Source organism: Pediococcus sp. EKM201D, assembly GCF_011800215.1.
Lineage (GTDB): Bacteria > Bacillota > Bacilli > Lactobacillales > Lactobacillaceae > Pediococcus > Pediococcus pentosaceus.
Genome location: NZ_JAALFK010000006.1, coordinates 102,838 through 125,969 on the forward strand (window position 1 = coordinate 102,838; position 23,132 = coordinate 125,969).

The 23,132-nt window shown below is 35.6% G+C and carries 21 protein-coding genes; 7 read left to right on the forward strand and 14 right to left on the reverse strand.

All coding sequences use genetic code 11. The annotated features are described in order from the left end of the window. The first annotated feature begins 50 nt into the window (after positions 1–50). Positions 51–773: a GntR family transcriptional regulator gene (locus HFC68_RS08650; RefSeq protein WP_099299869.1), complete on the forward strand. Its 723-nt coding sequence runs from the start codon at positions 51–53 to the stop codon at positions 771–773. Positions 774–911: 138 nt separating this feature from the next. Here HFC68_RS08650 and HFC68_RS08655 read toward each other — a convergent pair whose 3' ends face one another. Further along, positions 912–1,415: a MarR family winged helix-turn-helix transcriptional regulator gene (locus tag HFC68_RS08655; RefSeq protein ID WP_159250957.1), complete on the reverse strand. Its 504-nt coding sequence runs from the start codon at positions 1,413–1,415 to the stop codon at positions 912–914. A 154-nt stretch (positions 1,416–1,569) separates the two neighbouring features. Here HFC68_RS08655 and HFC68_RS08660 point away from each other — a divergent pair, with 154 nt between their 5' ends. The 3 genes from HFC68_RS08660 to HFC68_RS08670 all read left to right on the forward strand — a co-directional run bounded on the left by HFC68_RS08660 (position 1,570) and on the right by HFC68_RS08670 (position 4,870). Further along, the gene (locus HFC68_RS08660) at positions 1,570–2,505 is read left to right on the forward strand and encodes an ATP-binding cassette domain-containing protein (protein WP_167399809.1); all 936 of its coding nucleotides are present in this window, start codon (positions 1,570–1,572) and stop codon (positions 2,503–2,505) included. Between the two features lie 19 nt (positions 2,506–2,524). Further along, complete coding sequence (locus tag HFC68_RS08665; protein WP_167399810.1) at positions 2,525–3,295, forward strand: ABC transporter permease; 771 nt, start codon at positions 2,525–2,527, stop codon at positions 3,293–3,295. A 192-nt stretch (positions 3,296–3,487) separates the two neighbouring features. Further along, positions 3,488–4,870, forward strand: a complete 1,383-nt coding sequence (locus tag HFC68_RS08670) for a C69 family dipeptidase (protein WP_167399811.1) — start codon at positions 3,488–3,490, stop codon at positions 4,868–4,870. A 130-nt stretch (positions 4,871–5,000) separates the two neighbouring features. Here the strand turns inward: HFC68_RS08670 and HFC68_RS08675 are convergent, their stop codons facing one another. Both HFC68_RS08675 and HFC68_RS08680 read right to left on the reverse strand, forming a co-directional pair. Next, a complete protein-coding gene (locus HFC68_RS08675; protein WP_167399812.1) occupies positions 5,001–6,821 on the reverse strand; it encodes a DUF262 domain-containing protein in 1,821 nt (606 codons plus the stop codon). An 83-nt stretch (positions 6,822–6,904) separates the two neighbouring features. Then, on the reverse strand, positions 6,905–9,874 hold the full coding sequence (locus tag HFC68_RS08680) for a type I restriction endonuclease subunit R (RefSeq protein ID WP_167399813.1): 2,970 nt from the start codon (positions 9,872–9,874) through the stop codon (positions 6,905–6,907). Between the two features lie 123 nt (positions 9,875–9,997). Here HFC68_RS08680 and HFC68_RS09305 point away from each other — a divergent pair, with 123 nt between their 5' ends. Together HFC68_RS09305 and HFC68_RS09310 are read left to right on the forward strand one after the other, a co-directional pair. Then, complete coding sequence (locus HFC68_RS09305) at positions 9,998–11,110, forward strand: restriction endonuclease subunit S (protein WP_167400603.1); 1,113 nt, start codon at positions 9,998–10,000, stop codon at positions 11,108–11,110. A gap of 71 nt (positions 11,111–11,181) precedes the next feature. Further along, positions 11,182–11,796, forward strand: coding sequence for a hypothetical protein (locus HFC68_RS09310; protein WP_218574223.1), 615 nt, complete (start codon positions 11,182–11,184; stop codon positions 11,794–11,796). A 48-nt stretch (positions 11,797–11,844) separates the two neighbouring features. Here the strand turns inward: HFC68_RS09310 and HFC68_RS08690 are convergent, their stop codons facing one another. The 3 genes from HFC68_RS08690 to HFC68_RS08700 all read right to left on the reverse strand — a co-directional run bounded on the left by HFC68_RS08690 (position 11,845) and on the right by HFC68_RS08700 (position 15,680). Beyond that, positions 11,845–12,774, reverse strand: coding sequence for a site-specific integrase (locus HFC68_RS08690; protein WP_167399814.1), 930 nt, complete (start codon positions 12,772–12,774; stop codon positions 11,845–11,847). Between the two features lie 85 nt (positions 12,775–12,859). After that, complete coding sequence (locus HFC68_RS08695) at positions 12,860–14,098, reverse strand: restriction endonuclease subunit S (RefSeq protein ID WP_167399815.1); 1,239 nt, start codon at positions 14,096–14,098, stop codon at positions 12,860–12,862. Then, complete coding sequence (locus tag HFC68_RS08700) at positions 14,088–15,680, reverse strand: type I restriction-modification system subunit M (RefSeq protein ID WP_167399816.1); 1,593 nt, start codon at positions 15,678–15,680, stop codon at positions 14,088–14,090. Before HFC68_RS08700 ends, HFC68_RS08695 begins: the two co-directional genes overlap by 11 nt. Positions 15,681–15,974: 294 nt before the next feature. Here HFC68_RS08700 and HFC68_RS08705 point away from each other — a divergent pair, with 294 nt between their 5' ends. Continuing rightward, positions 15,975–16,346 (forward strand): nuclear transport factor 2 family protein, encoded by a 372-nt coding sequence (locus HFC68_RS08705; protein WP_167399817.1) that lies wholly within the window; start codon positions 15,975–15,977, stop codon positions 16,344–16,346. Between the two features lie 135 nt (positions 16,347–16,481). Here the strand turns inward: HFC68_RS08705 and HFC68_RS08710 are convergent, their stop codons facing one another. The 8 genes from HFC68_RS08710 to sufC form a co-directional block, all read right to left on the reverse strand. Continuing rightward, a complete protein-coding gene (locus tag HFC68_RS08710) occupies positions 16,482–16,799 on the reverse strand; it encodes a lipopolysaccharide assembly protein LapA domain-containing protein (RefSeq protein WP_229564042.1) in 318 nt (105 codons plus the stop codon). Between the two features lie 226 nt (positions 16,800–17,025). Further along, complete coding sequence (locus tag HFC68_RS08715) at positions 17,026–17,556, reverse strand: PadR family transcriptional regulator (RefSeq protein WP_167399818.1); 531 nt, start codon at positions 17,554–17,556, stop codon at positions 17,026–17,028. A gap of 26 nt (positions 17,557–17,582) precedes the next feature. Next, entirely contained in the window at positions 17,583–18,119 is a 537-nt protein-coding gene (locus HFC68_RS08720) for a phenolic acid decarboxylase (protein ID WP_002834025.1), read from the reverse strand. Between the two features lie 155 nt (positions 18,120–18,274). Then, a complete protein-coding gene (gene sufB, locus HFC68_RS08725) occupies positions 18,275–19,627 on the reverse strand; it encodes a Fe-S cluster assembly protein SufB (protein ID WP_167399824.1) in 1,353 nt (450 codons plus the stop codon). Positions 19,628–19,673: 46 nt separating this feature from the next. After that, entirely contained in the window at positions 19,674–20,114 is a 441-nt protein-coding gene (gene sufU / locus HFC68_RS08730; protein ID WP_011673089.1) for a Fe-S cluster assembly sulfur transfer protein SufU, read from the reverse strand. Continuing rightward, positions 20,111–21,286, reverse strand: coding sequence for a cysteine desulfurase (locus tag HFC68_RS08735; RefSeq protein ID WP_167399819.1), 1,176 nt, complete (start codon positions 21,284–21,286; stop codon positions 20,111–20,113). Before HFC68_RS08735 ends, sufU begins: the two co-directional genes overlap by 4 nt. A gap of 12 nt (positions 21,287–21,298) precedes the next feature. After that, the gene (locus HFC68_RS08740) at positions 21,299–22,393 is read right to left on the reverse strand and encodes a SufD family Fe-S cluster assembly protein (protein ID WP_256682585.1); all 1,095 of its coding nucleotides are present in this window, start codon (positions 22,391–22,393) and stop codon (positions 21,299–21,301) included. Further along, a complete protein-coding gene (gene sufC, locus HFC68_RS08745; protein ID WP_023440141.1) occupies positions 22,365–23,126 on the reverse strand; it encodes a Fe-S cluster assembly ATPase SufC in 762 nt (253 codons plus the stop codon). Before sufC ends, HFC68_RS08740 begins: the two co-directional genes overlap by 29 nt. Positions 23,127–23,132 lie beyond the last annotated feature (6 nt).

A 23,132-nucleotide genomic window follows, 5' to 3' on the forward strand; every position in this document is an offset into this window, starting at 1 on the left:
AATTAAAAACTCATATGTTATAATGGATTGGTAAATGGCAGGTGATTAAGTTGGCAAAATATAAAGATATCGCAACAATAATTCGTAATCGTATTTTAAACGGAACCTATCCCACAGGAGATTTACTTCCCGAACAAGTTAAATTATCCAAAGAATTCAAAACATCAAGAATGACAATTCAAAAAGCATTAGACTTATTAAGTTATGAAGGATTGATTTACAGTAAACAAGGCAAGGGTACATTTGTTAAATCTAATGCTGATTCACTATCAAAATTAGACACAAGTATTAACCAGTACGTAGGTACGACTGAACTTTTTAAAGATCGTGCGATTGTAAGAAGCACAGTTTTAAAAAATGAGTTACGTTTACCCACAGTTGAGGAGCAAGAAAAGTTACAACTTAATAAGGCCGATGCAATATATGACATTATTAGAGTACGTTATTTAAATAAGGAACCCTATTGTGTAGAACATTCTATTATGCCCGTTAAAATTTTAGGAGATTTATCTGATGATGTTCTAAAAAATTCGATTTACTCTCATATAGAGCATGATTTAGATTTAAAGATAGGCGCTGCATATCGTAAAATTAGCGCGGATAAGCCAAATAATATGGATCAAAAGTACTTAAAATGTGATTTGACTGAGCCTGTTTTACAAGTACAGCAAACCGTTTTTTTACAAAATGGTAAACCTTTCGAATTTTCCACAACTAGACACCGTTTTGATATGGGAAGTATTACAACTATAAATATGGGAAATTCAAGATAGTGTGCAAAGGACTGAAAAAGCTATCTTCTTTATCAAACAAAAAACACTCTTATTCACTAAAATGTGAACAGGAGTGTTTTTATATTCTAGTTTTATTTACAGAACTTTATTAATTATTGACCATTATATTCTTAGCACTTATTCTTTATAGTCATCAGTTTTTCGTTTCAACTGACCAAAACGCAAGCGAGTTCCAATATTCTGAATCCCATTAAGTTGTAGATTATCTCGGATTCCCTCATTCATTTTATCCAAAATAGCTGCTAATTGATTTTGTTCGTCTTCGTTCAAGTAATCAAGATATTCTGGAATATAAAATAGGCTTTTTTGAGCTTGTTTACGTCCTTTTTCCGTTAACTTTATTAACTGAACGCGCCCATCTGTGGAAGATTTTGTTTTAGTAATATATCCTTTTTTTACTAATTTAGTAATAAACTCAGCAATCGCTTGTACGCTAATCCCCAATCGTTGTGATAACTCTTTTTGCGAAATATTATCCCCTTCACTCAATGCCACTAAGATTTTATTTTGTCCTTTAAAAACTGGCATATGCCGTTCAGCCTGCTCATCCGCCATATTTTGCAGTGTCGTAAATTCAAATAGTTTAGCTGCCAATTGGTGTTTTTCAATTAGTTTATCCACTTTAATTCCATCCATTCCTATTTATCATAAGTTCATTATAACAAGTGCTCTCACACAATAAAATACTCAGGTGCCTTGACATTTTAATCAAGGGCCCTTACTATATAAAATCAAGGGCCCTGATAATATTTAAAAATGTTAGGAGACAGAACTTGTGAAAACAGCACCTGCAATCGCAATTCAAACACTAAGTAAAAAATTTGGTCAACAAACCGCAGTGGACCGTGTATCATTTAACGTTGAAGTCGGCGAGGTATTTGCCTTGCTTGGTCCTAATGGAGCTGGCAAGACCACAATACTTCGCATGCTCACTACCTTATTGAAACCAACTAGTGGGACCATTCAAGTATTGGGGCATAATCTCCAATCTGAACCACAAGCCGTCCGCTCTTTATTTGGTTTAACAGGTCAATACGCGTCTGTTGATGAAGATTTAACGGCTCGAGAAAATTTACAGACCTTTTCGCTATTAAATGGGCTTACTTTTCGTGAAGCAAGACTACGTACACAAGAACTATTGGAAGAATTTTCATTGATAAATTCTGCAGATAAACCTCTGGCAACCTTCTCTGGCGGAATGCGACGGCGCTTGGATCTATCCATCAGTTTAATTGCCCGGCCAAAAATTATTTTTTTAGACGAACCCACTACCGGCCTTGATCCTCGTACAAGAGAACAAATGTGGAAAACCATTCGCCAACTAGTCCAATCTGGAACAACCGTTATTTTAACGACTCAGTACCTTGAAGAAGCCGATCAATTAGCTGATCATATCGCTCTGATTGATCATGGAAAACTAGTTGCCTTAGGTACACCTCAAGCGTTAAAAGAAAAGATTGCCAGCAAGAAATTAAATTTAACTTTTCAAAATGAACTTCAAGCAACTCAAGCTGTTCAAGTAATTTCTGAAGCAACAAATGGCATAGTTCAGCAGACGGATAATATGGTGAACGTGTCATTTAATGAAGTTGATGACATCACTAAAATTTTAACTAACTTACAAGTTGCCAAACTATCCGCAAATGATATTCAAATTAAACAGCCTTCGCTTGATGATGTATTTTTTGCAATGACTGTTGGTAAAAACTAATTATAAAAGGAGCATAACAATGTTAGAAACTCATAAAACTAGTATTTTTAAAAGTACCTTAACGATGGCTTATCGCAATCTATTAAAAACTTTGCACAATCCAGATAAATTACTGGATGTAGTTATCCAACCCATTTTGTTCATGCTATTGTTCGGTTACTTATTCAGTGGTGCAATAGCAGGAAACATCCACGCCTATTTGCCCACATTGGTTCCTGGAATCTTAATGCAATCTTTGATTTCAGCTGCTACTGGATCGGGAACTCAAATCAGTGACGACTTTAGTACAGGAATCTTTAATCGATTAAAAACATTACCGATTCCCCAAGTTGCTCCACTTGCTGGGCAGTTACTAGCAGACATTCTACGTTTATTAATTGCAGCCACCGTCTCTTTAACCACTGGATACTTAATGGGTTGGCGTCCAGCAGCTGGTCTAGGATGGGTAATTCTAGTAGTTATTCTTGATGTTTTCCTGGGGTGGGCATTAAGTTGGATTTTCGCGCTTTATGGCTTGTTCGCCAAAAGTTCCACCATGGTAGAAAGTATTTCACTAATGACCATGTTGCTTCTCGTATTTCTTTCGAATGCTTTTGTTCCCGTAAAGACACTTCCACCTTTCATGAAAATCTTAGTCGAACTTAACCCAGTTTCATATGTTATCAATGCTTCAAGAACCATCCTGAATGCGGGATTTTGGCCTACATCGGCTTGGATAGTATTAGGTGCAGGAATCGTTATTATCTCCATTTTTGCTCCACTAACTGTTTTAGTTTACAAACGAAAATAATTGAATGGAACAAAAATTATTTTTAGTACAAAATAAAAACTCCCCACTTACGCTGGATTAAATATCCATCAGTTGGTGGAGAGTTTTGCGCATCTGTAGGAAAAAATTTGATTTTAGAGGTATTTTGAGTCTGAAATTATTAATAATATAGAGTAAGATAGGGACAAATATAGTTCTTGGAGGTAACGTAAAATGGTTCAAAAAACTTGTACAACAATCCTAGTCGGTAAGCAAGCATCCCTCAATGGCTCAACCATCATTGCGCGTAATGAAGACGGCGATGATGCTTCTAATCCACAACGGTTTGTAGTAGTTAACCCGAGTGAAAATTCAAAAATTTACCACTCTGTTCATAGTGAAATTGAGGTTCCATTACCAACAACCGGAGTACGCTATACTTCAACACCTGATGCAGACGCAACCTACGGCGTTTGGGGAGCTGGTGGTATTAATCAACATAATGTCGCCATGACTGCCACTGAAACGATAACTAGTAACCCACGGATATTAAGTGTTGATCCCCTAGTGGAAAAAGGAATTGGGGAGGAAGACATCACCACCCTCGTTCTTCCATATATCGATAGCGCTCGGACTGGTGTGCTACGTTTAGGGTCGCTTTTAGAGCAGTATGGAACCTATGAGTCGAACGGAATTGCCTTTGCTGACCAAGACGAAGTTTGGTACTTGGAAACGTTAGGTGGTCACCACTGGGCCGCTGTCCGAATTCCAGACGATGCCTATGTGATTGCACCAAATCGCTTAAATATTGATTATTTTGTTTTCAATTCCGAGGATTATCTGTATGCAGCGGATTTGCCTGATTTAATTACTCAAAATCATCTAAATCCTGATGCTGACACTTTAAATTTCCGTCATATCTTTGGTAGTTCAACTGTCAAAGATCAGCATTATAATAATCCACGAGCTTGGTACGTTCATCAATACTTAGATCATAATTTCAAAGGTCAGCCCACGGATCAAGATTTACCATTTATCCACCGGAGCGACCGTAAAATTTCAATTGAAGATTTAAAATTTTTACTGAGTTCCCACTTTGATGAAACTCCCTTTGATCCCTATGGTACCGTAGCGCCCACCGAGAAATTTCGTCCAATTGGAATTAATCGGAATTTAGAAACACATATTTTAGAACTTCGTAACGGTGTGCCCGATGCAATTGCCGGAATCCATTGGCTCGCCTTTGGTCCCAACACTTTCAATGCTTTGGCACCCTTCTACAGTCAAGTTACCGATACGCCAGCATGCTATCGTGATACTCCGGTAACTACAGATAGCAATTACATTTATTGGATTAGTCGCATCCTCGCCTTGATTGGCGATAGCAATTACGCTTTGTATCAAAACTTGCAAAGTACTTATGAACAAGAAGTTATGCAACTGGTTCGAGCTGTGGAAAACCAGACTGATCAACAAGGGGATTTTTCCACAAACGCCTTAGAAAAAGCTAATCAACAAATGGCTGACATTGTACTCCAACATTCACAAAAACTTTTAAACGATGTTATTAATCTAGGCTCACAGCACATGAAGTTGCGTTTTTCAGTTAGTGATTAGATATTAAAAACGAGAGGAAAATCGGGTTGATTTTCTTCTCGTTTTTTTGATGTTTATATTGATTTTACACTGGTATTTAAAATTCTTATTTCACATCCGGAAAATCTTTGTTAGACAGAAAAAAATTAACTTACTTAGGATTAATTTTATTCAAAAAGTCTTTTCGATTTTCGTTATTATCTTCTAAATCAAAAATTTCTATATACTCATGATATTTATTTAAACTCTCATCTGGTATCACAATTAGATTTTTTCCTTTTTCATTCACGTTTATTTGATTCAATCCCCATTCGCTAAATAACTGAAAAATTTCGTCAGCTGTTCGTACATCTCTCTCGTGAATTTTATCTAATCCCCACTCATTATTATTTCTAGACAATTCAATAATTAATTTAATATGGGATTTATTATAACTTTCCTGCTTCTTTTTAAAATACCCATTACTAGCCGTGATATTTAATTTCTTTTCAAAAGGGACTTTGTTACCGATGTGTTCGACTAATTCTTTGACTTCTTCGTCCGTACTAGAAGAGAAATAATTAGACTGCCATTTTTGTGGAAGAATATGTTCAATTTCCCATTTTTCAGGTAATAAATTATCTTGATGCTGGTATGCTAAAACTTTCAAAATCATACGAACCGTATTACGGTGAGCTTTTTTTATCTTATCTTTAAGTTCTTGTTCATCAATTTTGGCAAATTCAAATTTAGGATTTGATGACTTAATAACTTCTGTATTTAAGTTTAAAATTCCACCTTTTACAGCATTTAGCGTTGGTGTCACAATGTAGCGAGCAGCCAAAATTGCAAATAACTTCTTTAAAAAATTAAGAAAATCAACTTCAAAATTATTTTCTTTACGATACTTCAAATAGTACGTAACAACAGGATATTTCCAATATTCATTAGGATAGGATGTTAAACTATCCATTACCTGTTTAATTTCAATATTTTTATACCATTCTTCCCCCTCAATCTCAATACGGTTGTTAATCAATATCCAGAGGTTAAGGATGGCATTTAATTTGTCCATCACATCGTCTTTATACAATTTCTCAAAATTATTTCTAGAATAATATTTACGAAGGCCTGGCGTAGTTGTTTTACGATCACCATCTAATGCTCTTAAATAAAACATATAATAGTAAAATAAAGTTTGGATGCTTTCATTAGCATTATTCGCTTCCTCATCCAGGTGTTGCCAATCTTCAATAAATTGGATACGAGCTGCTTTATCTTTATGGTTATACATTTTTGCCTTAAAAATATCAGCATCTGATAAAGCTAAACCACGATCATTTAATGTAGAAAAAATTGTGAGTGCTGTATCCTGTGAGTCAGCTGTAATAGGCAATAGAATAGCACGGCTAAGTACATTTCTAATTAAATAATAAAATTGTTCTGGTTGGGAGGCAGCATACGTTTCAATCAACTCTAAAAATAAATTGTAGTTTATAGAGTAATTATCTTTTGCCTTAGGATTAGCCCTCCCAGTAGTTAAAATATTGGTAAAAATTTTATTTCCTTCATCGCCCATAACTCTAGAGACAATAAGAGTTTTCTTGTAATCAACAACCGCTGTGAGTTCATCTTGTTCCCATAAGGCTGTTTCGATTTGACTTTTAAAATTCTTTGATTCTGGAGTTTCTACCATTGATTCTAATTTTGTATAAAAAGCTCTTAATAGTAAGAACAAGGATGTGATTCGTTGTTGACCATCAATAATTTCTTGTTCGCCTTGGTCATTCTCGTAAGCTACTATAGTTCCTAAGAAGTATGTATTTTCGTTATCATTCTCCGTATATTCCACTAAATCATCAAACAAAATTTGAATTTGTTCATCTGTCCAAGCATAAGAACGTTGGTATTCAGGTATCACAAATTTTTGTTTTTTTCCGGTCTCCAATAGTTGTTTTACACTTTGTTTATTCACTTCGATTGTAGCCGCCATTTTACACTCCCCTTATTTTGACTATTCTAATATCTTATTATTTTTTATACTTTCGTACCCGTAATTTGATGTGCAAAATAAATTTATAAACTATCAAACAAGCTGATAATTTCTTGTTCAAATGTCCCTTTTTCAAAGAATCCCATATTAGAACTATCTTGGATTTCTTCGATTTTACTTCGTAATTCTGGGTTATCATTTAGCGTAATACCTGGACGATATAAATCGTAAGCTCTAATAATTTCATTAGCATCATGTCTACGAGCATCTGCCCAACGCCTAATTTTTAACTCTTTTCGCTCGGAATGGATTAGTGTACGTCGCTCGTCTAGACTCTCAGTACTAAAATGACGTGTATGATCTCCACTGGCAATTTCATCTATAATAATATTAATATCTTTACGACTATCGTCATCCATCGGAGCGATATGGTCCTCAATTGCTTTACGATTAGTTTCTGTAGTTTGATCAATATATTTATTCAATAGGTCTACTAAATGATCATAATCTACAATTTCTTTAGAATGTTTTCTAATAGAAACGCTTAGTGCTCCTAGATCAATTTTTTCATCAGGTGGTAGTAGTTTGTTCACATCATTCAATCGTGCTTCCAAAGCTGAAAAATCATCCATAGAATCTAAATCTAGGCGAACAGTCTCACCGGTATTTTGTCCTAAAACATCATAATCAGCAACTTCCTCACCAATCTTATATTCACCTTGTAGCAACTGCTTAATCTGGTTATTAACTTGGTTAGCTAATTCTATAAATTCTTTCTGTTCTTTTTCAGACTTTGGAATTTGTGAGAAGTTATCTCCCGCAATCTCTTTAAGACGTTTAAGGATTGGATTGATTTCATTAATTTCAGTTGCTGGTTTTGGTGCAATAATTGGTGGGTAATCGACTGGGCCAACTATAACTGGATCAACAGAACTTTCACTGCCACCTCGCGTATAAATTACCAATGCCCGTTGAACATTTTCTTCCATAACCGACCCACGACGATAAAAACGTACTTTCCCATATGGCTTAGCGTTTTTATCAAAAGTTCGATTAGTACGTGACATTGCTTGGATTAAAAGCCCTTCTTTCAGAGTCTTATCCATATAAATAATATTGACATACTTCGAATCGAACCCTGTCAATAACTGGTCAGATACGATAATTAAATCTAAGCGATCTTTTTCTTGACCTCTATTGTAATTCCCTTTTCGTGCTAAACGCTTAGTAATATCGTTAATATAATTTCGAGCAGGATCATCTGTTTCAAAGAAATCACGAGTGTCAAACATTGCTTGATAATCTTTAATTGCTTGTTTTAAAGCAGCTTGTGTATTTGTTGCTCCGTCACCATTAGTCTCGTCATTCGAATAAGTCATAGCCACACGTAAATCTGGTGCCATTTTTTTGAATAACGCATAGTAGTCTGCTGCCGCCTGCTTTCCACTTACGGCAAACATTGCTTGAAATTCATTTGGTTCACGTTGACCACTAATTACAGGACCATCTGCATTATCATGCCAATTTGTCACAATATCTTCGACCACTGATTCACGATATTGCAAACTATTATAGACTTCACGTTCAATCTCATCTTCTGTTAAATCTGTGTCTGCATTCTTTACAATTTCTGGTTCATAGTAAGTAATATCGAATCCCAAAACGTTACCATCACCAATCGCATCTTTGATAGTATAACGATGTAATTGTTTGCCAAAGATGTCGTGAGTTGAAGCATTTCGAGTTGTCTTAACTCCCTTAGATTCATCACTATAAAAGTTAGGTGTTCCAGTAAAACCAAACCACGTAGTTTTAGGTAATCCATCTTTGATATCTTTAACAGCATCCCCACTTGCTGAACGGTGTGCTTCATCCATAATGATGACCATTCGTTCATCCGACTTTAACCCAGACTTAACCGCGCGATGTAATCCTTGAACTGTAATTAAAAAAATGTTCGATGCAGCACTTTTAGATTTCAACTCACGTTTCAAAGTGTGTCCGTTAACAATTTTAATTCGATTTTTAAATTGTTCATAAGCATAACTCTTAAAATTATCATGTGTTTGTTTAATTAAATCCACACGATCAACAATAAATATTACGTTTCGAACACGAGGCATTGATGCAATTAATTGGGCAACTTTAAAAGAAGTTACCGTTTTCCCAGAACCAGTAGTGTGCCAAATATAGCCACCTTCTTTTTCGATAAAGTGATTCTCATCCATGGTCTTCATTCGGCTTAAAATTTCACGAGTAGCTTGAATCTGATAAGAACGCATAACCATAACATTGTCATTATCTGCATCTGGAATCATATTAACCGTCACTAGTCGATGTAAAGCTGGAATCCCCATAACTTGGTGAATAAATTCCATCGTGTTAGTAATATCTTTTCCTTGTTCATCACGCCATCCAAACACAAAATCTTTATTATAAAATTCAGGTCCACGTGGACGCGCAAAATAATGTGCTGAATGCTGTGACAAAATAAATTGAACTTGAACAAAGCTCATTAAATCTGTGTACATTCCGTCACTATCATATTTTTTAAGTTGTTCAAAAGCCCTCCATTGGCTCTGCAAGGCTTCATCTTTTTCCTCAATGTGTGCCACTGGTAATCCGTTAATCAACATCAAAATATCAATACGCCGATTATTTCCCAATGAATCCTTTAACTCGTTAAAAGTTATTTGATTAACAATCTCGTATTGGGAGCGTCCGCCAGCCACCTCATCTTCATAGAAAATTTCTAGTTCAAGTTGAGTACCATCATCTCGAGTTAGTGGTACTGTACCTACCCCGCCAGCTCCAGACAGCATTAATTGTGATTGATACGGACTTTTATTTTTTGCAATTTCCAACATTACCATATCAAATTCACTATCTGATAATAGAGTTCCTTCTAATTTACTACTATTATTCCGATTTAAAATATCGCGCCAATGATTTTCTAACACGCTGATATTTACTCCAGATAGATCTTTACGATAATCCCATCCTTCTTGAGTTAATTTTTTAATGACTGCTTCTTCAAATTGATTTTCCGCCATTGTGGTATCCCTTCTAAAACTTACCAAGCATAAATTTTGATGATAATCTTACTTATTCACTTTTTATTATATCCGATTTCGTGATTTTTTAAGTGTATTTTTGGGATTTAGCGAGTATTAAATATGAATTTTCACGCTTGGGTACTACGGAAGTTGGGTGAAGTGGTAAATATTACAATGGGGCAATCGCCAAGTTCTGTTAATTACACTGATGATTCTAGTTACGATGTCCTTGTTCAGGGAAACGCTGATTTGAAAAACGGTTGGGTTATTCCTCGTGTATGGACTAAGCAAGTAACGAAAAAAGGAAAAAGAGGAGACATTATACTAAGCGTTCGTGCTCCCGTTGGTGAAGTTGCTAAGACAAGTTTTGATGTCGTACTCGGCCGAGGCGTTGCGAGTGTTACAGGAAATGAGTTTGTATATCAAGCACTCTTAAGGTTGAAGACTAATGGATATTGGAGGAGATTAAGCACGGGATCCACATTTGAATCAATCAATTCCAATGATATTAAAAATGCAAATTTATTTTTTACAGAAAAAAATGAACAGCAAGCCATCGGTTCTTTATTCAAAAAAATCGACAACCTCATCGTTCTTCAACAGCGTAAGATTGATACCTTAAAACTACTTAAAAAGGCGTTGTTACAACAAATTATTCCAGAAAATAATCATATTATACCTCGAATAAGACCTATTCATTTTAAAGAACCTTGGAACCAAGATAAAATTAATAATATATTTAAAGTGACAAGAGGTCAGGTATTATCAGCGACACTCGTTTCCGAAGTGAAAACAGATATTAAGAAATATCCGGTGTATTCTTCACAAACTAAAAACAATGGACTACTAGGATATTTTGATAAATTTTTATTCGAAGATGCTATTACTTGGACAACTGATGGTGCGAATGCTGGAACCGTAAATTTTAGAAAAGGAAAATTTTATAGTACAAATGTTAATGGAGTTTTGATATCTAAAGATAAGTATGCTAATCAATTAATCGCCGAAATCATTAATCGTATTGCCTGGAAATATGTATCTAAAGTTGGAAATCCTAAATTGATGAATAATGTTATGTCAGACATAAAAATTTGTGTACCATTAAATTATGACGAACAGAACATTATGTCATTATTACTTCAAAATTTGGATGATTTTTTGAATTTGAACAATCAAAAAATCATCCAAATAAAAACAGTAAAAAAATCATTATTACAAAAAATGTTCATGTAATTTTGGAATCCGGGCTTCAACAGCGTAAGATTGATACCTTAAAACTACTTAAAAAGGCGTTGTTACAGCAAATGTTTCCTGAAAAAGAAGAAGATATTCCGAAGGTGAGATTCACTAACTTTACGGTCAAATGGGGACAGCAAAAATTGAAAAGTATCTTAATATTGCGAAATGAGCAAATGACAGAAAATAAAGAATATTTATTAAAATCTTTTGTGAAGAATAAAGGTATTATTTCTAAATCAGAAAGATATGATAGAAGTTTTTTATTGAGTAATTCAAATAAAAAATATAAAAAAACTGAATTGTCAGATTTTATATATAGCTCTAACAACCTAGAAACTGGATCTATAGGCATAAACAGAACCGGTAAAGCTTTGATTTCACCAGTATATAGTATTTTTTATGCCAAACATCACATTTATAGTGAATTTATAGGACTTTTATCTACTAAAAAGAAATTTATAAATGATATGATTAGGCTACGCCAGGGAGTTATATATGGACAATGGAAAATACGTGAATCAGATTTCTTAGAGATTGTTGTACAAATGCCTTCAAAAAGTGAGATGAAATTTATAACAAATTTTATGTTTAATATCGATTTAGCAATTGACATATATAATAAAAAATTAAATAAATTTAGAGTGGTAAAAGAATCTCTTCTCCAAAAAATGTTCCTATAAAAAATAAGATATTAAAATTGCTACCGAGCAATTTTAATATCTTATTTTTTAACTAATTTTTGTCATCTGTTGCATAATTTTTTCACTATCCTGTGCCTCTAATTCTTTAATAATATGTAAATAAGTTTCTTGAGTAGTAGTCATACTTGAATGACCTAGCCTTTGTGCAACACTTGCAATGGAAACATTTCCAAACAGTAATAATGAAGCATGAGTGTGTCTTAGTCCATGAACTGAAATTGGAGGAATTTTAGCTTTCTCACAAAGCTTTTTTAGCCGATTATTCACGGTAGAGTTAAAGATGCGCTTTTCATTAACAAAAATAGGCTGATCACTGGGTAAGTTTTGAATCATTTGTGAAAATTGCATAGCTAATTGCCAATCGATTCGTATTTTTCTAACAGAAGATTCATTTTTAGTCTTTTGGAAGCTACCATGGCAGCTTTTATAATCCCAAGTCTTATTAACACGTAGTAGTTGTTTATTAAAGTCAAAATCTTCAGGTGTTAGCGCCAGCGCTTCTGAAAAACGTAATCCAGTTTTAATGATTAATAGCAAAAACCAATCCCAATTTAAGTGATTTTCAAGTTGCAACTGATGAATTAATTTTTTTACGTCGTACTCATTCAAAAATTTATTTCGTGTTTTCACAGGTGCTTTACCCTTAATAACAACTTTGCGAGTTGGATTTGTAGAAATAACACCTTCATCTAATGCATCTAAAATCGCACTTTTAACTTGATGATGGAAATCTAATGTAGTCTGTTTTTCATGATGTATCGCATAACCATTCAACATTTCTTGATAACTTCTTTTATTCAAATCAGCTAATTTCAAAGTTGGAGCTAAACGCCTGACCCACCGTAAACTCATCAAATATTTGTCTAAGGTAACAGAACGAACAGACCCCACTTTGTATAAATCAATCCATTCCTCAAAATAACTATAAAATAACTGCGATGCTTGCTTTTTCCTCATAAATAAAAAGCCCTCCTAGATAATTAATTGATTTTAAAAATCAATATTAATTATCTACAAAGACTTTAAGTTTGGTATATAAATTTTAGATAAACATTTTTTGGAGAAGAGCTTTCTTTATAGTTTTTAATCCATTGAACTTTTGTTCAATCAACTTCAAATGATATTCTGATTTCTTCACGAAGCCACCAAATAATTTTTGTTCTTTTATATTTGGTAACATTAATTTCATTTCTGAAAATTGATTAAAAGATAGCGTATCTCTTACACCACCCTCAGAATATTTTTGCCTTTGTCGCTCAAAATCACTTGTTTTAAACCAAAACCATAGATAGTTATCATCAATAATCGTATTTTTAGTCGAAAAGGATACATACAATGGTGAAACGACGGAAATATCATCTTTTTCTTTTTTATATGCAATAGAACCAACGTTAATTCTGGAAGGATTGTATGCAAATTGTTTAGGTTTAATAACATAATAATTAGAAAGGTTCGAACTTGCAACAGAATAATCTTCAAATTGCTCGGTTTGTTTAATAAACCCGACTTTGTTCGAAACTGATTCAACATTGCTTATCGAAAGTTCTTTATTCTTTTTCGAATTTTTTATCAGTAATTCTTTTAATTTACGCTGTTGGTATATTTCATTGAAATTAGTGAATCTCATATTTGGAATATCTTTTCCTTTTTCAGGAAACATTTGCTGTAACAACGCCTTTTTAAGTAGTTTTAAGGTATCAATCTTACGCTGTTGAAGAGCGATGAGGTCGTCGAATTTTTTGAATAAAGAACCGATAGCTTCCTGTTCACCTAATTTTGGAATTGAAATCGATAATTGTAATACTTTTTTCTTTGAAATGTTATACCTAGATATGCCTTGAGCAAGTTTAATAATTTGTTTTCTAAAATAAATATTTCTGAAAACGTACGAAAGAAAGAATAAATTATATTTAACATTCAGTCTATAACCAAAACAAAAACTATTTAAATAAGTATTTGGAATGTTATATATCCAAACAGAACTCATTCCAACTTCCTCAGGTGTTTCGGATGATGTTGTAAAAAAAATATCTCCGTACTTTACCTGTTGCTGTTTCGAATCTATTTCTATTTTTTCAATACCGTTTTTACTAGATACCGGATTGTTGAATACGTTCAAATAAGTAACATAGTGTGCATCTCCATGATTAAAGTCTTCTTTTGATTTTCCAGAGAGACTATTATAGGTATTTCCAATATCGTTTAACTTCCGCAGTACCCAAGCGTCAGTATAGCCTTTAAATCGGATTTCAGGAGACATTTTTTGCACTTTATCTTGCATTATTGAGAACCTCCCTCAATAACTCAAGATACTTCGAACTCTCTTCATCCGTACCTACTAATTGATCAAATTGTTCGCTCAATTCAGACATTAATTGCTTTTCTTTAGCGTTAATTTCTTTCATATCATCTAACAATTTCTGAGCATCCACTGGTTCCTCTTCCTCAAAGGTATCGACATAACGTGGAATATTTAAATTGTAATCATTTTCAATGATTTCATCCATCGTTGCCACATGAGCATACTTTTCGATATCTTTTCGATCTAAGCACGCTTTTACAATTTTTGATACATCTTCATCACGCAAAATATTACTATTTTTGGCCTTTTCAAAATCATTAGATGCATCAATAAATAAAACATTATCTGATTGACGTTGCTTTTCTAAAACCATAATAATGGTTGGAATTCCAGTGTTGGTAAAGATTTTTTCTGGCAAACCAATAATTGCTGAAATATGATGGTTATCCAATAATTGTTTCCGAATTTTTCCTTCGGCTGCTCCACGGAACAATACTCCATGAGGTAACACAATTGCCATTCGACCATCTTGTTTTAAATGGTATAAACTATGCAGCAAGAAGGCATAATCAGCTTTAGAAGCAGGCGCAACCCCATACTTAAAACGTACATCTTCTTCACGATTTTTGTTATCCCATTTTAATGAATAAGGTGGGTTAGCCATAACTGCGTCGAACATCCGAGGTGAATCTACACCTTCAATTACACCGTCAGGCCAATCACCATTCAAAGTGTCAGCATTTCTTAAATTTATATCGTTGTATTCCACTCCATGCATCATCAAATTCATTCGGGCAAGATTATAGGTTGTTGTAATTAACTCTTGTCCATAGTACTTAATAGCTCCCCGTACTCCTGCTTTCTGCATATGTGAGGCTGTCGTCAATAAGAGCGATCCTGATCCCATTGTAGGGTCGTATAAGCTATACTGTTCTTTATTTTCTCTACCGGATGTAAGTAATTGAGCCATGATATCAGACACTTGATGTGGTGTGTAAAATTCTCCAGCCTTAGCTCCAGAGTTGGCAGCAAACATCCCTATCAAATATTCATACAAATCTCCCAAAACATCTGCGTTATCATTTGTTTCGATTTTTGACATTAAATTAATCATATCAATCATCGTTGCTGTCCGCATTTGAGCATTATTCCCCAAACGCGTAGAAGTAAGATCCATATCATCAAAGATACCAGCAAAATCTTCTTTAGCATCTCCGTACAAATTTTTATTAAATCGACTTAAAGAATCTGACATCATTAAAACGTTAAATTCATCTGTATTAATGGCTGCTTGCCACGCTGAAAAAAGGTCATCTGGTTGAATAACATAACCTAGACTGCGTTTCATAAAGTCGGCTGCTCGGACTGAATCTTGTTTCCATAATTCTGCCCATGTTTGATTACCGGCATTATCTTTTACCCACCGTTCAGCCTTTTCAGACAGGAACTTATAGAACATAATTCCGAAAATATAATTCTTATATTCTGATGGTTCGATCTTTCCACGCGTATCATTAAGAGTTTTCCAAATCATTGTTTCCTGTTCAGCACTTAAAGCCATTTTAAAACCTCTTTATCGTTTCTTAAATTTAAATAAAAATATTGCAATTATATCAGTATAACTCACGCTGTAGTGCAACGTAAAGGGTATTTTAAAATATCGTGTATTTTTAATAAAAAAATATTATTCACATTTACATGTATAATATGTATTAAAGAAACTATTCTAAAATTAGAGGTATCTTTTAAAGTAAAATCGAAATTTTAGATTTAAATTGCTTTGAAAAGTACCATATTGATGGCATTTCGATAACAATTAATTCAAATAAACTTTAATCGATCTGGTGAATAAACTATGAATAAACAAGTCGAAACAATAAAAAAATATTTTGCAATCTGGTTACTTAAAGATCAAAGTGCTTTAGAAAACATTTTTGCTCCTTCCATTCATTATCTGGAATGTTATGGTGCAGAATATGTTGGACTTATCGAAATCCGACAATGGATGACTCATAAGTTTAAAGTTCAAACGGTGACCCAGTGGGATATTAAAAATATTTATCATGAAGGATCTCATTTCACAGTGGAGTGGTTCTTTGCCTGTGTTGATCATGGCAAAGAATTTAAATTTGATGGTGTTTCTCTAATTACTTTCGAAGGCGAATATATTAGCGAAATTAAAGAATTTGAAAGTAAATCTGAACATTACCGACCGTATAGCAAATAAGTCTGTTAAAAAATTGATTAATTATTATAAAACTAAAAAAGCATGAAAATCTCATCGATTTTCATGCTTTTTTAACCATAACCAATCTACCCGCCTACCACAGACGTCCTCCTTCAAATTAACCCTATTTATTATTTAACGCCCTAGTTGCGTATCTGCATTTTTCTTACGACGTTCTAGTTCTTCCGTCTTTTGTCCTAATTCACGCTTAGTTTGTTCAACTTCATTTTTCAAATTTTTAATTTCGCTATTTTTCTTCATAGCAGAGCTCATCGACAATACAAACATGAAAAAGGCACCAATTAATAAACAAACCAAAATCAATAAAATTAATGGCAGCTTAATCGTCGTGAATAAAAAGTTGATGTTTGTCGCTGCCGTATTAGCTAACGCCAATAACGCAATTAAAATAACTAACACAATGCTGATAATAATATATACTTGTTTCTTCATCCTCCAAAACCCCTTCATTCCTCAATTTAATTAAACATTTATCCACTTTAAGAATAGCATAGGTTTAATCTGAAATTTAATTGGTTATCATATTGGTAAATATTTTTTAGGACCTATCAATTACCTCACTATTTTGTTACTAATTCTTTGGGCTATTTCACAACAACAAACCATCAAAAAAACGTTGAATCATCAGCCTAACTCGGCTTAGATTCAACGCTTTTTATTAGTTTATTTTAGATTGAAGCCAATTGACATAGTCCGATTCACGTTCGATGGCTCTGGATAAAATCAAATAGTGTCCGTAATTTGCTTTAATCGCCGATTCATCCCCAAATAATAATTCTTTTCGAGCTTTTAAATGAACTACCTTTTGTTGATGCAATGCCAAACACTGTCTTAAAATTTGTTGCAAAATCGGTGCTCGTTGATCTGAAATACAATAAAGTTTCAATGATGTTAATTCATCATTCTTTAAGGTAATCGGTTCGGCAAGCCATCTTTTTAGCGTCTCTTGCCCTTTAGCTTCAATCACGTAATTGATGACCTTCCGATCCTTAACTTCCACATCTTCAGCCACCTTAATCTGCTTTTCATCCACCATCCGTTGTAGTTCGGGATAGAGCTGACTATGTGATACCGTCCAAAACTCACTTATATCAGTTTTAAACTCACTAATCATATCTTTACCAGACATCATTCCATTTTTATTTAATAATCCTAAAATAATGTACGGTAAAACTCTTGGTCTTGGCATTATTGGTTTCTCTCCAAATCTAAACTTTATTTGTTAATGCGTTTGTAGTTTTCATCAAAGTACTTACCAGCGCGGATGTCGTCAGTCATACCTTCGTATGGAGCTTCGGCAATAACTTCATCGTTGTCTTGGCCTGCATCACCCATATAAGTAATTGTAGCAAATTCTGGGACAACTAGCTTAGGGTAAGTTTCATATTTTTCACGAGATTCTTCCATTAAATCAATATGTTCATTTTGGAAAGTAACGGTGATTTCTGGATGTTCTTCAACCCACTTAGGGAAGAAAATGGTTCCATTTAATTTCTTTTCATTAGGAACAAAGTCCAAGGCTACATCAGTACCAGTTGGTTCAGTCCAAGCTACTTTGTAAATACCTTCCGTTAACATAGCAATATGAGCTTCTTGGTCTTTTACCCAACGTCCAGCAACCATTCCACCATGAATTCGGTAATCAACAGTATGATCATTTTTAGCATACCATTCGTATTCCCAACCATTATCGTATGTGTAAATAAAATGTGTTCCTAAAAAGTCATCTAAAGTTTTAAAAGTTTTTTCCATGATTTTTTACCCCTTTATTTTTGCGTTTATGTTGTTATCAACATAAATAACTATATGACGATAACGACATAAAGTCAACAATTTTGTTTATAAAAAAAGAGTAATACGCCTAAAAGCCACTATTATAGGGCTTTCTACGTATTACTCTTTTAAATTTATCCAATACTATCTTCCATTTGAAACTTAATTAGCCGATCTAATTCCACCGCATATTCCATCGGTAATTGCTTAGTAAAAGGCTCTAGAAAGCCCATCACAATCAACTGGGACGCCGTTGCTTCATCCAAACCGCGACTTTGCATGTAATATAATTGATCTTCTGCGATTTTAGAGACATGGGCTTCATGTTCAATCGTTCCATCACTAGTTTCAATATCATTGACTGGGAAAGTGTCGCTAGCACTATCGGGGTCCATTAAAATCGTGTCACATTCCACATGCGATTTAGCCTTAGTTGCGGCTTTAGTGTACTTAATCAATCCTCGATAATCTGCTCGACCACCATTGTGGCAAATTGCTTTAGAAACAATGGTACTGTGCGTATGCGGGGCCATATGAATCATTTTGGCGCCAGTATCTTGATGCATATTGGCGCCGGCAGCGGCAATTGAAAGCATGGAACCCGTAGCTCCTTGGCCAACTAAGTAAATGCTGGGATATTTCATCGTCACTTTAGAACCTAGGTTACCGTCAATCCATTCCATGGTAGCGTTCGTCTCAGCTTGAGCACGCTTAGTTTCTAAGCTATAGACATTGGTCGACCAGTTTTGGATGGTTGTATAACGACAATAGCCATCTTTTTTAACAAAAACTTCTACGACCGCCGCATGCAAACTATCTTCGGAATAGTTGGGCGCCGTGCAACCTTCAACATAATTAACACTCCCACCTTCTTCAACGATGATGAGCGTTCGTTCAAATTGACCAGTTCTTCCAGCATTAATCCGAAAATAACTTTGAATTGGAATATCAGCATGGACATTCTTTGGTACATACAAAAAGGTACCACCGGACCAAACCGCCGTGTTAAGTGCTGCAAACTTATTATCATCAGCAGGAACCAGTGTTCCAAAACATTGGCGAACTAAATCTGGATGTTTCTGGAGCGCCGAATCGGTATCCATAAAAATAATCCCTTGGCTTTCCAAATCTTTTTTGAGATTACTATAAATGGCTTCTGATTCATATTGCGCAGCGGAGCCCGCCAAATATTTACGCTCGGCTTCTGGCACACCAATCCGTTCAAAAGTAGCCTTAATATCATTGGGAACGTCTTCCCAGTCCCGAGCGATGTGATCCGTAGCACGTTGGAAATACTTAATTTGGTCCAAATCAATTCCATTCAAATCGGGACCAAATTTGGGCATCGGTAAGTCTAAATAGGTTTGATAAGCTGCCAACCTAATTTCAAGCATCCACGCCGGTTCATTTTTAGCCTGAGAAATCTGCTTGATTGTTTCAGCATCAATCCCCACTCCTGTTGAAAAAACGGGGGCGACTGGATCCATCGCTCCACGTTCATCCCTTAATTGGTCTTTTTCAAACTGTGGATTTTCACTTTCCAAAGCTGATTCCTCCTTGATTCAATCCATCTGCCATTGCATGCCATGCTAGCATTCCACAACGAACACGCGTTGGAAATTGGTTGAGGGTCGCAAACGCGATTAAATCACCTAATTGGCTTTCATCATAATCTTTTCCCAGAATCAAGTTCTGAAAATTTTGCATCAATTGTTGCGCTTCTAAAATGCGCTTGCCTGACAAAGCATCCACCATCATGCTGGCAGAAGCTTGACTGATGATACACCCTTGTCCCGTAAAACTAATCTGTTCCAAATGCTGATCCACCACCTTGAGATAAACCTCAATATCATCCCCACAATCAGGATTTTTCAATTTAGCATGGTAATTATATTGCGGTAAAACTCCGACTCCGATCGGATATTTAGCATGATTTACAATTATTTTTTGATAAAGTTCTTGAATATTACTCATAATAAAATTTGACCCACCTGATTCATTGCTGCTAAAAGTTGTTCGACATCCTCCGTCGTATTCATATACGAAACACTGGCCCGGACGACGCTACTTACTCCTAGAGCTTGCATTAAAGGTTCCGCACACATATGTCCGGCTCTAACCGCTACATTTTCAGTATCAATAATGGTCGCTACATCATGGGCATGAATAGTTCCATAGTTAAAACTAAGCACCCCTTGGCGCTCGGCCGCGGACCTTGGACCATAAATTTTAATTGCTGGTATCTGCTGTAATCCTTGGTATAACTGATTCAATAATTGCTGTTCATGTTGTTGAATGGTTGTAAACCCGATCTTTTGTAGATATTGAATAGCAGCCCCCAAACCTAAAACTCCGGCAATGTTAGGCGTACCGGCTTCTAGCCGTAGGGGGAGCGATTGAAACGTCGCCGTTTGAGCATCAACTTCATCAGCCATTTCCCCGCCAAATCGCAAAGGCTCAACCTGTTCTAACAAGTTCCGTTTTCCATATAAAACTCCGACTCCGGTAGGCCCATACATTTTATGTCCAGAAAAGGCTAAAAAATCCGCATCCAATTTTTGAACATCTAAGGGTAAATGACCAACTGCTTGAGCAGCATCTAATACAACCACTCCCCCCATATGATGCGTTTGTTCAATAATTTGCTTGGCATCCACAATGCTTCCTAGCACATTGGAAACTAACGTAGTGGCGACTAGCTTGGTTTTCTCCGTAAGCAATTCGGAAAATTGCTGCATATCTAAATTTTGTTGGTCGTCTAAACCGACAATTTTCAATTTTGCGCCAGTTTTACGAGCCACGCGTTGCCACGGAATGAAGTTCGAATGGTGTTCTAAAACACTGATAATAATTTCATCATCTGGTTGAAGTTGTTTTTCCGCATAACCAAAAGCAACTAAATTTAGGGCATCGGTCGTGCCACTGGTAAAAATAATCTCCGACGAGTCCTGAGCATTGATAAAATTAGCCGTAGCTTGGCGAACTGCTTCATATTGCTCCGTAACTTGGTGAGCTAACCGATACATTCCCCGATGCACATTAACTTTATGGGCATGGTAGTACGTATCAATTACTTCCAATACTTCGTCTGGCATCGGCATGGTCGCTGCATTATCTAAATAGGCTATTTTTTGATCATCTATCATTATTTACCACCATTACTTTTCCACAGTTTCTTTTGGTAAAACAGGTTCCATGAAATTATTGATTAAAATTTGTTTAGCATCCACCTCCGCTAATCCCCGACTTAAAAGATAGTACAACGCTTCTTCATCATACTGTCCTACACTAGCAGCATGGCCAGCTTGCACATCATTTTCGTCAATAATTAACAAGGGATTAACACTTCCCTTAGCATGCGGTTCAATGGTCATTAACCGGCTTTCTTGGGCTGCATTAGCTCCATGGGCTCCCTTATTAATCTTACCGATACTAGTAAAATACACCTGGGCCTTTTCATAAAGAACCCCTCGCATTTTAATTCGGCTAAATGTCTTGGGAGCACGATGGTCGATTAATCCTTGAATTCCAATCCAATCATCCTGACGACCAAATTGGCCCACTTTGAATACAGCAGAGCTTCCCTGTTCTTCAAGCACCGTGATACATTTTCCAAGTACTTTACCCTTCACCTCAGGGTAAAATGACCAATCTAACTGAGCGTCTTTTTGACAATGCAAGTTTGCCATCCATAAACTTTGCTGTGGCGACTGTCCGCCTTGCAACCGATCAACTAAATTTAATCGACTATCGGCTTCCACTTTTCCACATGTTAATAAGTTAAGCCGGGTGCTAGCTGGTGGATAATGGATTTCGCGTTCTAATTGCATCTGACTACCCACACCAACGTTCAATAGCATGGTAAAAGCGGAAGGTTGTGCTGCTTCGAAGGTAATTTCGAGGTGCAACTTATTTTTTAAGGTCACCCGTGCTGGTAGAATCAGCTCAAGTCCTTGCCAAGATTGCTGGGCATGTTCCACCATAAATTGATTATCCACATTAGCTTGCAATTCACTTTCTAACAATTGTTTTCCGGCGACACTAAGCTGCTGCGTGGGGCCGAAAACTTGAATCCTGCCACCTGCGGCCTGTAGCTCTTGTAAGGCTAATGGATTAGCTTTCCACGACCACTTCGTCGTTGTCATCGATGCATAGCTAAAATTTTGAGGATCATATTTAATCCCCATAATTTTCGGATATTTAGTTGGCGATTCTAATTTTGTTTCAATCGTTATCGCTCCCCTCCACGGCACCACTTAAATCGGCATAACCCGTTTTTTCTAGCTCTTGGGCGAGTTCTGGGCCACCTGTTTTCACAATTTTACCGCCCATCATAATGTGGACCACATCAGGAACCACATAATTTAATAAACGCTGATAATGAGTCACCATCAAGCAACTAAATTGATCACTTCGCATTGCATTAATTCCCTTAGCCACAATTTGCAAAGCATCAATATCCAAACCAGAATCAATTTCATCTAAAATGGCAAAGCTCGGTTTCAGCATCATCATTTGTAAAATTTCATTGCGTTTCTTTTCACCACCAGAAAAATCAGCATTTAAGCCCCGGTCAGCATAGTCTTCATCAATTTCTAAAAAATCCATTTGTTGTTTTAGTTCATTTAAAAACGGTAAAATGGCCACTGGCTGATTTCCATTCCGCGCATTTAAGGCTGCGTGAATAAAATCGGCGTTCGAAATTCCGGCAACTTCCGTCGGATATTGCATTGCTAAAAACATCCCTGCTCGGGCACGTTCATCCACACTCATAGTTGTAATATCTTGACCATCTAAAAAGATTTGTCCTTCCACAATCTGATAAAGCGGGTTGCCCATGATGGTTTCTGATAGGGTTGATTTTCCTGTCCCATTTGGACCCATCAACGCATGTACTTCGCCAGCTTTAATTTCTAAATTCACTCCGTTAAGAATGGGTTCCTCTCCGGCAACCACCTTTAAATCTTTAATTAATAGCGTACTCATACTATA

What these genes read in the sequence shown, in the direction of transcription:
- HFC68_RS09305 (WP_167400603.1), top strand. Translation starts at nt 9,998, where the DNA reads ATGAATTTTCACGCTTGGGTACTACGGAAGTTGGGTGAAGTGGTAAAT.
- sufU (WP_011673089.1), bottom strand. Translation starts at nt 20,114, where the DNA reads ATGAGTAATATTCAAGAACTTTATCAAAAAATAATTGTAAATCATGCT.
- HFC68_RS08705 (WP_167399817.1), top strand. Translation starts at nt 15,975, where the DNA reads ATGAATAAACAAGTCGAAACAATAAAAAAATATTTTGCAATCTGGTTA.
- HFC68_RS09310 (WP_218574223.1), top strand. Translation starts at nt 11,182, where the DNA reads ATGTTTCCTGAAAAAGAAGAAGATATTCCGAAGGTGAGATTCACTAAC.
- HFC68_RS08715 (WP_167399818.1), bottom strand. Translation starts at nt 17,556, where the DNA reads ATGCCAAGACCAAGAGTTTTACCGTACATTATTTTAGGATTATTAAAT.
- sufC (WP_023440141.1), bottom strand. Translation starts at nt 23,126, where the DNA reads ATGAGTACGCTATTAATTAAAGATTTAAAGGTGGTTGCCGGAGAGGAA.
- HFC68_RS08710 (WP_229564042.1), bottom strand. Translation starts at nt 16,799, where the DNA reads ATGAAGAAACAAGTATATATTATTATCAGCATTGTGTTAGTTATTTTA.
- HFC68_RS08670 (WP_167399811.1), top strand. Translation starts at nt 3,488, where the DNA reads ATGGTTCAAAAAACTTGTACAACAATCCTAGTCGGTAAGCAAGCATCC.
- HFC68_RS08675 (WP_167399812.1), bottom strand. Translation starts at nt 6,821, where the DNA reads ATGGCGGCTACAATCGAAGTGAATAAACAAAGTGTAAAACAACTATTG.
- HFC68_RS08735 (WP_167399819.1), bottom strand. Translation starts at nt 21,286, where the DNA reads ATGATAGATGATCAAAAAATAGCCTATTTAGATAATGCAGCGACCATG.
- HFC68_RS08720 (WP_002834025.1), bottom strand. Translation starts at nt 18,119, where the DNA reads ATGGAAAAAACTTTTAAAACTTTAGATGACTTTTTAGGAACACATTTT.
- HFC68_RS08665 (WP_167399810.1), top strand. Translation starts at nt 2,525, where the DNA reads ATGTTAGAAACTCATAAAACTAGTATTTTTAAAAGTACCTTAACGATG.
- sufB (WP_167399824.1), bottom strand. Translation starts at nt 19,627, where the DNA reads ATGGATCCAGTCGCCCCCGTTTTTTCAACAGGAGTGGGGATTGATGCT.
- HFC68_RS08700 (WP_167399816.1), bottom strand. Translation starts at nt 15,680, where the DNA reads ATGGCTTTAAGTGCTGAACAGGAAACAATGATTTGGAAAACTCTTAAT.
- HFC68_RS08690 (WP_167399814.1), bottom strand. Translation starts at nt 12,774, where the DNA reads ATGAGGAAAAAGCAAGCATCGCAGTTATTTTATAGTTATTTTGAGGAA.
- HFC68_RS08680 (WP_167399813.1), bottom strand. Translation starts at nt 9,874, where the DNA reads ATGGCGGAAAATCAATTTGAAGAAGCAGTCATTAAAAAATTAACTCAA.
- HFC68_RS08695 (WP_167399815.1), bottom strand. Translation starts at nt 14,098, where the DNA reads ATGCAAGATAAAGTGCAAAAAATGTCTCCTGAAATCCGATTTAAAGGC.